This is a genomic window from Streptomyces gardneri (assembly GCF_006539185.1).
In the GTDB taxonomy this organism is placed as follows: domain Bacteria; phylum Actinomycetota; class Actinomycetes; order Streptomycetales; family Streptomycetaceae; genus Streptomyces; species Streptomyces gardneri.
The window spans coordinates 47,123-60,044 of record NZ_BJMN01000046.1 but is presented as its reverse complement, the minus strand read 5'-3'; the positions used below and the strand labels follow the sequence as shown (position 1 = coordinate 60,044).

Here is a 12,922-nt window from a genome sequence, read left to right as displayed (position 1 = left end):
CCCCTCGCATGCAGCTGGATCGTTCCTCCAGCGGCCGACACTTCGTTACCTTACCTAATCTTTAACGTTTTCTTGACGCCTTCTTTGCGCGGACCCGCTCATCAGTACGGTTCTGTTCCTGACACCGAGTCCGGGCCCTCGGGACGCTGCGCCTAAGGTGGCACCCGTACTCCAGGACCACCCTGCCCCTCGAAGGACAGCGATGCCCTCCAACACGACCGCGCCCCCGGGCAAGAAGACCGCCAAGAAGAAAGGGCGGCGTGCCCGTCTGTTCCTCCTCGTCCTGGTCCTCGCACTGGTCGCGGGCATCGGATTCGGCGGGTACTGGGGTGTCAGCACCGTCCGGGCCTCGTTCCCGCAGACCACGGGCGAGATCCGGCTCGACAGCCTCTCCGCCGACGTCGAGGTCAAGCGGGACGCGAACGGCGTCCCGCAGATCTACGCGGACAACGAGACGGACCTCTTCCGCGCCCAGGGCTACGTCCAGGCGCAGGACCGCTTCTACGAGATGGACGTCCGCCGGCACGTGACCGCGGGCCGCCTCTCCGAGATGTTCGGCGAGAGCCAGATCGAGACGGACTCCTTCCTGCGCACGCTCGGCTGGCGCCGGGTCGCGCAGCAGGAGTACGACACGGTGCTGTCGGCCGAGACGAAGAAGTACCTCAAGGCCTACGCGGAGGGCGTCAACGCCTACCTCAAGGACCGGGCCCCGAAGGACATCTCCGTCGAGTACGCGGCCCTGTCCTTCACCAACGACTACGCGATCGAGCCGTGGACCCCGGTCGACTCGGTGGCCTGGCTCAAGGCGATGGCCTGGGACCTGCGCGGCAACATGCAGGACGAGATCGACCGCTCGCTGATGACGAGCCGGATGAGCGCGAGCCAGATCAAGCAGCTCTACCCGGAGTACCCGTACGCGCTGCACCAGCCGATCCTCGACAAGGGCGCCGTCGACGAGGGCACCGGGAAGTTCGACCCGGCGGCCGAGGCCACCGAGGGCGACGGGACCACGACCGGTGACACCCCGGGCACCGGCCCCGGCGGTTCCTCCGGCGGCAACGGCGCGGACGCCCAGCTCGGCGCGCTCTCCGAGGTCCTCGACGGCATCCCGGCGCTCCTCGGCCCCAACGGCAACGGCATCGGCTCGAACTCCTGGGTCGTCGCCGGCGAGAAGACGACCTCGGGCAAGCCGCTCCTGGCCAACGACCCGCACCTCTCGCCGCAGCTGCCGTCCCTCTGGTACCAGATGGGTCTGCACTGCCGCTCGGTCTCGGCGACCTGCCGCTACGACGTCGCCGGCTACACCTTCTCCGGCATGCCCGGCGTGATCATCGGCCACAACGACAAGATCGCCTGGGGTCTCACCAACCTCGGCGCCGACGTCACCGACCTCTACCTGGAGAAGATCGGCCCGGACGGCTACCTCGTCGACGGCAAGGTCAAGCCGTTCACGAGCCGCGAGGAGGTCATCAAGGTCGCCGGCGGCGAGGACCGGAAGATCACGGTCCGCTCCACCGACCGCGGCCCGCTCGTCTCCGACCGCTCCTCCGAGCTGGAGACGGTCGGCCAGAAGGCCCCCGTCGGCAACGCCGCCCCCGACCGCGGCACCGGCTACGGCGTCTCCCTCCAGTGGACGGCGCTCCAGCCCGGCAAGTCGATGGACGCGATCTTCGCGCTCGACCGCGCCAAGGACTTCGCCACCTTCCGGGCGGCGGCCAAGAACTTCGAGGTCCCGTCCCAGAACCTGATCTACGCCGACACCGCGGGCAACATCGGCTACCAGTCCCCGGGCAAGATCCCGCAGCGCACCAAGGGCGACGGTGCCCTCCCGGCGCCGGGCTGGGACTCCACGTACAGGTGGAAGGGGTACATCCCCTTCGAGAAGCTGCCGTACGAGTACAACCCGGACCGCGGCTACATCGTCACCGCCAACCAGGCCGTGATCGACCAGAAGACCTACCCCGACCTGCTCACCAAGGACTGGGGCTACGGCTCGCGCAGCCAGCGGATCAACGACCTCATCGAGTCGAAGACCAAGGACGGCGGCAAGATCTCGCCGGACGACATGCGGACCATGCAGACGGACAACCGCAGCGAGATCGCGACGCTGCTCAACCCGCTCCTGCTGAAGGTCGACATCTCCGACCCGTACGTCCGCGAGGCGCAGAAGCTCCTGGAGGGCTGGGACTACACCCAGGAGCCCGACTCGGCCGCCGCCGCCTACTTCAACGCGGTCTGGCGCAACGTCCTCAAGCTCGCCTTCGGCGACAAGCTGCCCAAGGAGCTGCGCGCCGAGGGCGACTGCATCAACGTGCTCCCGGCCGAGGCCACCGGACCGGTCGACGAGCAGAACAAGCTCGTCCGCGAGTGCGGCGAGCGCGACGCCGACTCGGCGCAGCCGGACGGCGGCGACCGCTGGTACGAGGTGGTCCGCCCGCTCCTCAAGCAGGAGAAGAGCGAGTGGTGGACGACGCCGGGCAACCGCCTCGACGCGGCCACCGAGACCCGTGACCAGCTGTTCGCCCGGGCCATGAAGGACGCCCGCTGGGAGCTGACCGCCAAGCTCGGCAAGGACATCTCCACCTGGAGCTGGGGTCGGCTGCACCAGCTGACCCTGAAGAACCAGACCCTCGGCACCGCCGGACCCGGCGCCGTGCAGCAGCTCCTCAACCGCGGCCCGTGGAACCTGGGCGGCGGCGAGGCGGCGGTCGACGCGACCGGCTGGAACGCGGCCGGCGGCTACGAGGTCATCTGGGTGCCGTCGATGCGGATGGTGGTCAACGTCGGCGACTGGGACAAGTCCCGGTGGGTCAACCTGACCGGAGCCTCCGGCCACGCCTTCCACTCGAACTACACCGACCAGACGGACACCTGGGCGAAGGGCGAGCTGTACGACTGGGCCTACGGCAAGGCGGCGGTCGACGCGGCGGCGAAGGACACGCTGGTCCTCAAGCCCTGATCCCCTGATCAGGCGGTACGGAAGCGGGTGACCCCGGCCGGGGTCACCACGGCGTGCACGGGGTGGTCGTGCGGTTCCTCCGGGACCCGGGCGACCACCTCGTCCGCGTACAGGAGCACCACGAGGGCGGGGTCCTTGCCCGCCCGCGCGAGCCGGGCGAGGACCCGGTCGTACGAGCCGCCGCCCCGTCCGAGGCGCATCCCGCGCCCGTCGACCGCGAGGCCCGGCAGCAGGACGGCGTCGGCGGCGCAGACGGCCTCGGGCCCGAGGCGGGGGCCGACCGGTTCGAGGAGTCCGCGGCCGGCCTTCGCGAGTCGCTCCGGATGCTCCGGACCTTCGTACGAGGCCCAGTCCAGGTCGTTGTCGGGGAGCAGTACGGGGAGCAGGACCCGCACCCCGCGCGCGTGCAGGGCGTCGAGCAGCGCGCGCGTGCCCGGCTCGCGGCCCACGGAGACGTAGGCGGCGACGGTGGACGCCTCGGCGAGCTCGGCCAGTTCCACTCCGTGGCGGGCGAGGGAATCGGCCGCGTCCGCGCGGGATTCGGCGCTCAGGGCGGCGCGGGCGGCCAGAAGTCGACTGCGCAGCAGGGGCTTTTCGGACGATTCGGATGTCTCGGATGCCATGGGGACCTCATCTGAATTCACGAAAGTCTCGTAACTGTCTTTATGTGCATGAAGTTAATCGAAGCCACATCTTTCTCTCATTCCGAACGACTAAGGTGCACTCCATGAATCAGTCGCTCCCCAGGCTCGGCCGGATCAGCAAGGCTGTCATCCCGGCCGCGGGCCTCGGAACCCGCTTCCTCCCGGCCACCAAGGCGACGCCGAAGGAGATGCTGCCGGTCGTCGACAAACCGGCGATCCAGTACGTCGTCGAGGAGGCCGTCGCGGCCGGTCTCTCGGATGTTCTGATGATCACCGGCCGCAACAAGCGTCCCCTTGAGGACCACTTCGACCGGAACTACGAGCTGGAGGAAGCTCTGATCCGGAAGGGCGACGACGAGCGCCTCTCCAAGGTCCAGGAGTCCAGCGACCTCGCCACGATGCACTACGTGCGCCAGGGCGCCCCGCGCGGCCTCGGCCACGCGGTGCTGTGCGCGGCCCCGCACGTCGGCGACCAGCCCTTCGCGGTGCTCCTCGGCGACGACCTGATCGACCCCCGGGACCCGCTCCTCGCGCGGATGGTGGAGGTCCAGGAGCGCGAGGGCGGCAGTGTGATCGCCCTGATGGAGGTCGAGCCCTCGCAGATCCACCTGTACGGCTGCGCGGCCGTCGAGGCGACCGCCGACTCGGACGTCGTGCGCGTGACGGACCTGGTGGAGAAGCCGGAGCCGGCGGAGGCGCCGAGCAGTTACGCGATCATCGGCCGCTACGTACTGGATCCGGCCGTCTTCGGGATGCTGCGGGAGACCGAGCCGGGCCGCGGCGGGGAGATCCAGCTGACCGACGCCCTGCAGAAGCTCGCCGCCGACGAGAAGATCGGCGGGCCGGTGCACGGTGTCGTGTTCAAGGGCCGCCGCTATGACACCGGTGACCGCGGGGACTATCTGCGTGCCATTGTCAGACTCGCGTGCGAACGTGAAGATCTGGGACCGGACTTCCGGGACTGGCTCCGGAGGTATGTCAGCGAGGAGATGTAGGACCTTGAGCAGCAGCGCGGCACCGTCGCCGTCCGACGAGCAGGGCCATGAGCACGGCCACGGGCACGGCCATGAGCACGAGCACGGCCACGGCCCCGAGCACGGCCCGGCGGACCCCTGCGAGGGTCCGGCCCGCGGTCTGTGGTCGGTGGACGAGCACCTCGCCGACATCCTCGCGACGGTCGGCCCGCTCGAACCCATCGAGCTCCAACTGCTCGACGCGCAGGGCTGTGTCCTCGTCGAGGACGTGACGGTGCCGGTCGCGCTGCCGCCCTTCGACAACAGCTCCATGGACGGGTACGCGGTGCGGGTCGCCGATGTCGCCGGTGCCACCGAGGAGTTCCCCGCCGTCCTCACGGTCATCGGGGACGTCGCGGCCGGTGACGGCGGGCTGCCCACCGTCGGCCCCGGGCAGGCCGCCCGGATCATGACGGGCGCCCCGCTGCCGCCCGGCGCCGAGGCCGTGGTCCCCGTCGAGTGGACCGACGGCGGTACGGGCGGGGGCGCGGCCACCGGCATGCGCGCCGCGAGCGCCGCCCCGGAGGGTGCGGGCGGCGAGGTGCGGGTGCACCGCGCGGCCGAGGCCCGGGCGCACGTCCGCGCGCGCGGCAGCGACGTACGGGCCGGGGAGCTGGCCCTCGCGGCGGGCACGGTCCTCGGGCCGCCGCAGATCGGGCTGCTCGCCGCGATCGGCCGGGGCACGGTGAAGGTCCGTCCCCGCCCCCGGGTGGTCGTGATCTCCACCGGCAGCGAGCTGGTCCAGCCCGGCGAGCCGCTGGGCGAGGGCCAGATCCACGACTCCAACAGCTTCGCGCTGGCCGCCGCCGCGCGGGACGCCGGCGCCCTCGCCTACCGGGTGGGTGCCGTCACCGACGACGCCGAGACGCTGCGGGCCACGATCGAGGACCAGCTCATCCGGGCGGACCTGATCGTGACGACGGGCGGGGTGAGCGTCGGGGCGTACGACGTGGTGAAGGAGGCGCTGACCGCGGACGGGCAGGTCGACTTCCGCAAGCTGGCGATGCAGCCGGGCAAGCCGCAGGGCTTCGGCGCGATCGGCGACGAGCAGATCCCCCTGCTCGCGCTGCCGGGCAATCCCGTCTCTTCGTACGTCTCCTTCGAGCTGTTCGTACGTCCCGCGATCCGGGCCCTGATGGGTGTGAAGGACCTGCACAGGCCCACGGTCCGGGCGGTCCTCGCCGCCGACAAGGCGCTGTCGTCCCCGGTCGGCCGCCGCCAGTTCCTCCGTGGCGCGTACGACGCGGAGGCGGGCACCGTCACTCCCGTGGGCGGTGCCGGCTCGCATCTCATCGCGGCCCTCGCGCACGCGGACTGCCTGCTCGTGGTCCCGGAGGAGGCGGACGGCGTGGAGCCGGGCAGCGAGCTGGAAGTGGTCCTCCTCGGCTGAGGGGGCGAGGGTGGGGGTACGGTGTCGTCCCCATACAGCGACCGGGAGTGTCACGGCCATGAGCACGCAGCAAGGTCTCACCCACATCGACGAGGCGGGGGCGGCCCGCATGGTCGACGTCTCCGCGAAGGACGTCACGGCCCGCACCGCGCGGGCCAGCGGACGGGTCCTCGTCTCGCCGCGCGTGATCGAGCTGCTGCGCGGCGAGGGGGTCCCGAAGGGCGACGCGCTCGCGACGGCCCGGATCGCCGGGATCATGGGGGCGAAGAAGACCCCCGACCTGATCCCGCTCTGCCACCCGCTGGCGGTCTCGGGCGTCACCCTGGACCTGGCGGTCACGGACGAGGCGGTCGAGATCCTGGCGACGGTGAAGACCACGGACCGCACGGGCGTCGAGATGGAGGCCCTGACGGCGGTCTCGGTGGCGGCCCTGACGGTCGTCGACATGATCAAGGCGGTCGACAAGGGCGCGGTCATCTCCGACGTACGGGTGGAGGAGAAGACGGGCGGCAAGTCGGGCCACTGGACGCGGAGCGGCTCGTGACGCGCGGGGGCCGGGTGGCCGGGGTGCACGAGCACGACACCTCGTCCTCCCCGTACCGGGCGCTGGTCGTCACCGCCTCGAACCGGGCGTCCGCCGGGGTCTACGAGGACAAGGGCGGTCCGCTGATCGCCGAGGGCCTGACCGCCATGGGCTTCGCCGTGGAAGGCCCGCAGATCGTCCCGGACGGGGCGCCGGTCGAGGCCGCGCTGCGGGCGGGCGTCTCCGCCGGGTACGACGTGATCGTCACCACCGGCGGTACGGGCATCTCGCCCACCGACGAGACCCCCGAGGCGACCCGCCGGGTCCTGGACCGCGAGATCCCGGGCATCCCGGAGGCGATCCGCGCGTACGGCCGGGAGAAGGTGCCGACGGCGGCGCTCTCGCGCGGTCTAGCCGGTGTCGCGGGCGGCACGCTGATCGTGAACCTGCCGGGGTCCCCGGGCGGGGTGAAGGACGGCCTGGCCGTCCTGGAGCCGCTGCTGCGGCACGCCGTCGACCAGGTCCGCGGCGGCGACCACCCGAGATCGTCATGATCCCGTCCTGGCCCGTGGTCCTCGTGGACGGGGACGTCGTCCTCCGCCCGATAAAGATGAGCGACCAGCGGGCCTGGCGCGAGGTGAACCGGCGCAACCGCGAGTGGCTGCGGCGCTGGGAGGCGACGGTTCCGCCACCGGCGCCGAGCGGCCCGGTCGCGCAGCGGCCGACGTACCGTCAGATGGTCCGCCATCTGCGGTCGGAGGCGAAGGCGGGCCGGATGCTGCCCTTCGTCATCGAGTACCAGGGGCGTCTCGTCGGGCAGTTGACGGTGGCCGGGATCACCTGGGGCTCGATGTGCTCGGGGCACGTGGGCTACTGGGTGGACAGCGAGGTCGCTGGGCGCGGGGTGATGCCGACGGCGGTCGCGCTCGCCGTCGACCACTGCTTCCGTGCGGTCGGCCTGCACCGGATGGAGGTCTGCATCCGCCCGGAGAACGGCCCTTCGCGCCGGGTCGTCGAGAAGCTCGGCTTCCGCGAGGAGGGGTTGCGGCCCCGCTATCTCCACATCGACGGGGCGTGGCGGGACCATCTGGTCTTCGCGCTGACGGTGGAGGAGGTGCCGGAGGGATTGCTGCGGCGCTGGCGACAGGCAAGAATAAAATAAGTGTTCGAATTTAATCGGTAGTTGGCACGCAAACGATCTGAACAATCACAAAAAAGTTCAGTGATATCAGCCAGATCGTGCGACACACCGGGCCAATTGGCCGATGCCCTCCCGTGAACCCCTCTACCGTGTGAGGCGTGAGCAGCAGCGGCCTCATCTACGCAGTCATCGTCGGGGCCTGGGCCGCCTACTTGGTGCCGATGTGGCTCCGCAGGCAGGACGAGCTGAACGAAGCCCGTCCGACGGAACGCTTCAGCACCGCCATCCGGCTGCTGTCCGGACGGGCGGGAATGGAGCGCCGGTATGCCAAGGAGCTCAAAGAGCGGGACCTTACGGCGGAGGGACCGACGCCCGACGTGGACCCGGACGCGGCGACCGAGCACCTGAGCTCGGTCGACGTCCGGGCCTTTTCCGCGCCCGCGGCCAGGACCGAGGCGCGCCTCGAACTCCCGGAGCCCGAGCCGGAACCCGCACCGGAACCCGCCCCCGCGCCGGCGCGCCCCGCCACGAGCGGGGCGGCGGCCGAGCGGGCCCGCCGGGGCAAGGTCCTCGCCCGGCGCCGGCGCACCACGACGCTCCTCTTCGCCGGGTTCACCCTCGGCGCGGTCGTCGCGGCCGTCGGCGGTGTCGCCTTCCTCTGGGCCCCCGCGGTCCCGGCGCTGCTCCTGAGCGCGTACATCGTGCACCTGCGGGTCCAGGAGCGCCGCCGCTTCGTGTACGTGATGGACCGGCGCCGCGCGGAAGCGGCGGCGGCCCGGCTGCGTGAGAGCCGCCGCCCCACCCCGACGCCCGAGCCGGAGACCGGCCAGACCCCCGTCTCGACGGCGCCCGTGTCCCCGCAGGAGGCGGGCCGCCGCGCCCTGGTCGAGCAGACGGACCACGCGGAGTGGGTGGACCAGCAGCGTGAGCGCGGCCCGGCCCGCGGCGACAGCTGGGAGCCGGTACCGGTCCCGCTCCCCACGTACGTCACGGCGCCGGTCGCCCCGCGCGCGTCGAGCGGCGTCGACATCACGGACCCGGAGACCTGGAGCGCGGCCCGCTCCTCCACGGCCGCCGACCCGACCCCGGCGCCCGCCCCGCCCCAGACGCCCCGCCGCCGCGGCACCCCGCCCCGCCGGGGCCGCGACAACGGCCGCACGCCCCTCTTCGACCAGTACGCGGAGGAGGACCGCCCCCGGGCGGCCAACGAGTGACCCCATCGGGGGCCCGCGACGGCCCCCGGTGACCTGCGGCGGAACGGATTTTTGCGTGAGCCGGTCGGGATGCTAATGTTTCACACGTCGCAAGGGCCTGTGGCGCAGTCTGGTAGCGCACCTCGTTCGCATCGAGGGGGTCTGGGGTTCAAATCCCCACAGGTCCACAGACACTGAGGATCCCGTCCGATCGCAAGATCGGGCGGGATCCTTTCTTTTTGTGCGGCCGGTCCGCCCCCCCCCGAGGGGGCACCCGCCCCCCGAGGGGTCAGACGAGGCTCTTCGCGAAGCAGCGGCTGTTGGGGTAGTCGCGGTAGTGGCCGAACTTGGTGCAGGGTTCGTAGCCGCTGGACGTGTAGAGGGCTATGGCCTCCGGCTGGGCGTCGCCCGTCTCCAGGACCATGCGGATGCGGCCGGCCGTGCGGGCGTCGGATTCGAGGGTGGCGAGGACGCGGCGGGCCAGGCCCAGGCCGCGGGCCTCGGGGACCACGTACATGCGCTTCAGTTCGGCGTCGCCGTCCGCGTAGCCCTCGTCGTTCCGGTTCTGGGTGCGCCAGCCGCCCGTGGCGACAGGGCGGCCCTCCGCGTCGTAGGCGAGGAGGTACAGGCCGTGCGGGGGGACGAACATCGTGGCGTCCAGCGGTGTGACGTCGCCCTCGTCGCCGTAGCGGGCGGCGTATTCGAGCTGCACCGCGTCGTTGAGCTTGACGGCGTCGGGGTGGTCGAAAGGCGTGGGCTGGATGTTCATGCGGAATATCGTACATGTATGCAGCGTGGGGGTGTCGGTATTCTCCCGGGATGCTCACTGTCACGTCCGTCAATGTCAATGGTCTCCGTGCCGCCGCCAAGAAGGGCTTCGTCGAGTGGCTGGCCGGCACCTCCGCCGACGCCGTCTGCCTGCAGGAGGTCCGCGCCGAGGAGTCGCAGCTGCCCGCCGAGGTCCGGGCGCCCGAGGGCTGGTTCACCGCCCACGCGCCCGCCGCCGCCAAGGGCCGCGCCGGAGTCTCCCTCTACACCCGCCGCGAGCCCGACGCGGTGCGCGTCGGCTTCGGGGTGAGCGAGTTCGACGACAGCGGGCGGTACATCGAGGCCGACCTGCCCGGCGTGACCGTCGCCAGCCTCTACCTGCCCTCCGGCGAGGTCGGCACCGAGCGCCAGGACGAGAAGTACCGGTTCATGGACGCGTTCCTGCCGTACCTCAAGGAGCTCAAGGAGCGGGCCGCCGCCGACGGGCGCGAGGTCGTCGTCTGCGGCGACTGGAACATCGCCCACCGCGAGGCCGACCTCAAGAACTGGAAGGCCAACAAGAAGAACGCCGGCTTCCTGCCCGAGGAGCGGGAGTGGCTCGGACGGGTCCTCGAGGACGGGGACGGCGGGTACGTCGACGTCGTCCGCGCGCTGCACCCCGACGTCGAGGGGCCCTACTCCTGGTGGTCCTACCGCGGCCGCGCCTTCGACAACGACAGCGGCTGGCGCATCGACTACCAGGTCGCCACCCCCGGCCTCGCCGCCAAGGCCGTCAAGGCCTACGTCGAGCGCGCCGCCACCCACGACGAGCGGTGGAGCGACCACGCCCCCGTGACCGCCGTCTACGAGCTGTAGGGGCATTCCTCCTTCGGTTTCCCCCTTCGGTTTCCCCCTTTTCCCGCTCGGGATACCGTGCGGGAAACGTAGGGGGGACGTCGTGAGCGCGCGCATTCTCGTCGCCGAGGACGATCCGAAGCAGTCGCGGCTGATCCGGATCTATCTGGAGCGCGAGGGGAACACCGTCCAGGTCGTGGCCGACGGGCGCTCCGCACTGGAGCGCGTCCGGTCCGCCCGGCCCGATCTCGTCGTGCTCGACGTGATGCTGCCCCTCGCCGACGGACTCGACGTCTGCCGCATCCTGCGCTCCGAGGGATCGGACGTGCCGATCCTCCTGCTGACCGCGCGCAGCACCGAGGAGGACATGCTCCTCGGCCTCGACCTCGGCGCCGACGACTACCTCACCAAGCCGTACAGCCCGCGCGAGCTGACCGCCCGGGTCCGGGCGCTCCTGCGCAGGTCCCGGGCGACCGGCGCCGCCGTCCGCGACGCGCTGCTGCGGGTCGGCGAGGTCGAGCTCGACACCGCCCGCTTCGAGGTCCGCGTCTCCGGCCGGCCGGTGGCCCTGACCTCCAAGGAGTTCTCCCTCCTGGAGGTCCTGGCCCGCGAACCGGGCCGCGTCTTCACCCGGACGCAGATCATCGAGCGGGTCTTCGGCTTCGACAGCGACGTCCTGGAACGCACGGTCGACGTCCACGTCCGCAACCTGCGGCTGAAGCTGGAGGCCGATCCCGCCCGGCCCCGCCGTCTGGAGACCGTGTACGGGCGCGGGTACCGCCTCTCCGACACGTCGGAGGGGGCGGGGGCTTGAGTTTCCGTGTGCGGGTCTTCGCGCTCATCCTGCTCGTCGCGGTCGCCGCCACCGCCGCCACCGCCTGGCTCACCCTCCGCCAGGCCACCAGCCAGCTCCGCGAGTCCGCCGCCGCCGACCGGGAGTCCGCCACCCGGATCACCGAGCGGCTGCGCGCTTACGGAGCGAACCACGGCACCTGGGACGGGATCGCCCCCACCGTCCGCGCCCTCGCCGAGGAGACCGGGCAGCGGATCAGGGTCGGCACCGACCGGCAGGGGCAGATCGCCGACTCCGACGTCCTCCTCGGCCGGGACCCGCGGCCCGGCGGCACCGCGCCCGCGCTCCTCGTCGACGCGCGGCCCGAGCCGGCCTTCCCCTCGGGCTTCGCCATCGGATCCATGCGCAAGGTCACGCCCTCGGTGATCAGCAAGTACGGCGCCAACGTCACCTACGCGGCCTGCCTGACCCGCGCCGGCCACCGGATCACCGTCCTGCCCGGCAAGTTCGGGATCCCGCTCTTCCGGGACGGCGGCAGGGCCCCGGGAGGCGTGCCGGGCGCGGCGCCCTGCGCCGAGACGGCCTCGGGCTCACCGAGCCGCGCCGACATCGCCGCCGCCGAGACGTGCCGCGCTGCCACGAAGGCCGAGGTGCTCGCCTGCCTGCGCCGGGTCTTCACCGAGCGGACCGCCGCCGTCGCCCCCCAGCCGCTCACCGTGCGGCTCGGCGCCGTCGACGACGCCGGACAGTCCCTGGCCGCCGGCCCGACCGCCGTCGTCGCCGCCGGAGTGGCCGCCGCCGCGCTCGCCTGCGCGCTGCTGCTCAGCCGGGCCGTCCTCCGCCCCGTACGGGCGCTGACGGCGGCCTCCCAGGGCCTCGGCGAGGGCGACCTCGGGCGCCGGGTGCCCGCCTCGGGCCGGGACGAGATCGGGGAGCTCGGCCGCTCCTTCAACCGGATGGCCGACTCCCTCCAGGACAGCGAGGAGCGGCAGCGCCGGCTCGTCGGCGACATCGCGCACGAGCTCCGCACCCCGCTCGCCAACCTCCGCGGCTATCTGGAGGCGCTCCAGGACGGCGTCCTGGAGGCCGACGCCGAACTCCTCGACTCGCTCCACGAGGAGGTCCTGCTCCAGCAGCGGATCGTGGACGACCTCCAGGACCTGGCGCTCGCCGAGGCGGGCGCCCTCACCTACCACCGCAGGGCGCTGGACGCCCGCGAGCTGGTCGAGGCCTGCCGCACCGCCCACAGCGCCCGGGCGGCGGCCGCCGGGGTCGCGCTCGACGTGGTGGGCGCGGGGCCCGGCACCGTACGGCTGCACGGGGACCCGGACCGGCTGCGCCAGGCGCTCGGCAACCTCGTCGGCAACGCCGTACGGCACACGACCCCGGCAGGCGGTGTGGTGCGACTGGAGCTGACCGAGGAGGACGGGCTCGTGCGGATCGCGGTCCGGGACACCGGCGGCGGGATCCCGGCCGCCGACCTCCCGTACCTCTTCGACCGCTTCTGGCGCGCGGACGCGGCACGCGGGAGGGCCACCGGCGGCAGCGGCCTCGGGCTGTCGATCGCCCGGCAGATCGTGGCGGACCACGACGGGCTCGTCGAGGTGACGAGCGAGGTGGGGGTGGGGTCGGTGTTCACGGTGGTGCTGCCCGCCTGACCGCGT

Annotated in this window: 12 protein-coding genes and 1 tRNA gene; 11 read left to right on the top strand and 2 right to left on the bottom strand. The window is 72.1% G+C overall.

Annotated features, from left to right (window positions below):
• Positions 1-202: 202 nt before the first annotated feature.
• Positions 203-2,959: a penicillin acylase family protein gene (locus tag SGA01_RS31335; protein WP_141300713.1), complete on the top strand. Its 2,757-nt coding sequence runs from the start codon at positions 203-205 to the stop codon at positions 2,957-2,959.
• Between the two features lie 8 nt (positions 2,960-2,967).
• Here the strand turns inward: SGA01_RS31335 and SGA01_RS31330 are convergent, their stop codons facing one another.
• A complete protein-coding gene (locus tag SGA01_RS31330) occupies positions 2,968-3,582 on the bottom strand; it encodes a 5-formyltetrahydrofolate cyclo-ligase (RefSeq protein WP_141300711.1) in 615 nt (204 codons plus the stop codon).
• A 104-nt stretch (positions 3,583-3,686) separates the two neighbouring features.
• Here SGA01_RS31330 and galU point away from each other — a divergent pair, with 104 nt between their 5' ends.
• The 7 genes from galU (at position 3,687) to SGA01_RS31295 (ending at position 9,051) form a co-directional block, all read left to right on the top strand.
• Entirely contained in the window at positions 3,687-4,598 is a 912-nt protein-coding gene (gene galU, locus SGA01_RS31325; RefSeq protein WP_055642985.1) for a UTP--glucose-1-phosphate uridylyltransferase GalU, read from the top strand.
• Between the two features lie 139 nt (positions 4,599-4,737).
• Entirely contained in the window at positions 4,738-6,006 is a 1,269-nt protein-coding gene (glp, locus tag SGA01_RS31320) for a molybdotransferase-like divisome protein Glp (protein ID WP_141300748.1), read from the top strand.
• Between the two features lie 58 nt (positions 6,007-6,064).
• Entirely contained in the window at positions 6,065-6,550 is a 486-nt protein-coding gene (gene moaC, locus SGA01_RS31315; RefSeq protein WP_055642986.1) for a cyclic pyranopterin monophosphate synthase MoaC, read from the top strand.
• Complete coding sequence (locus tag SGA01_RS31310) at positions 6,547-7,083, top strand: MogA/MoaB family molybdenum cofactor biosynthesis protein (protein WP_174867568.1); 537 nt, start codon at positions 6,547-6,549, stop codon at positions 7,081-7,083. Before moaC ends, SGA01_RS31310 begins: the two co-directional genes overlap by 4 nt.
• The gene (locus tag SGA01_RS31305; RefSeq protein WP_141300709.1) at positions 7,080-7,691 is read left to right on the top strand and encodes a GNAT family N-acetyltransferase; all 612 of its coding nucleotides are present in this window, start codon (positions 7,080-7,082) and stop codon (positions 7,689-7,691) included. Before SGA01_RS31310 ends, SGA01_RS31305 begins: the two co-directional genes overlap by 4 nt.
• 137 nt (positions 7,692-7,828) lie before the next feature.
• Complete coding sequence (sepX, locus tag SGA01_RS31300; protein ID WP_141300707.1) at positions 7,829-8,884, top strand: divisome protein SepX/GlpR; 1,056 nt, start codon at positions 7,829-7,831, stop codon at positions 8,882-8,884.
• 93 nt (positions 8,885-8,977) lie between these two features.
• Positions 8,978-9,051: transfer RNA gene (locus SGA01_RS31295), tRNA-Ala, on the top strand.
• Between the two features lie 101 nt (positions 9,052-9,152).
• Here SGA01_RS31295 and SGA01_RS31290 read toward each other — a convergent pair.
• On the bottom strand, positions 9,153-9,632 hold the full coding sequence (locus SGA01_RS31290) for a GNAT family N-acetyltransferase (RefSeq protein ID WP_141300705.1): 480 nt from the start codon (positions 9,630-9,632) through the stop codon (positions 9,153-9,155).
• Positions 9,633-9,682: 50 nt separating this feature from the next.
• Between SGA01_RS31290 and SGA01_RS31285 the strand changes: the two genes are divergently transcribed.
• The 3 genes from SGA01_RS31285 to SGA01_RS31275 all read left to right on the top strand — a co-directional run bounded on the left by SGA01_RS31285 (position 9,683) and on the right by SGA01_RS31275 (position 12,916).
• Entirely contained in the window at positions 9,683-10,486 is an 804-nt protein-coding gene (locus SGA01_RS31285; protein ID WP_141300703.1) for an exodeoxyribonuclease III, read from the top strand.
• Between the two features lie 82 nt (positions 10,487-10,568).
• Entirely contained in the window at positions 10,569-11,279 is a 711-nt protein-coding gene (locus SGA01_RS31280) for a response regulator transcription factor (RefSeq protein ID WP_141300701.1), read from the top strand.
• Entirely contained in the window at positions 11,276-12,916 is a 1,641-nt protein-coding gene (locus tag SGA01_RS31275; RefSeq protein ID WP_141300699.1) for a sensor histidine kinase, read from the top strand. Before SGA01_RS31280 ends, SGA01_RS31275 begins: the two co-directional genes overlap by 4 nt.
• The last annotated feature ends 6 nt before the right edge of the window (positions 12,917-12,922 follow it).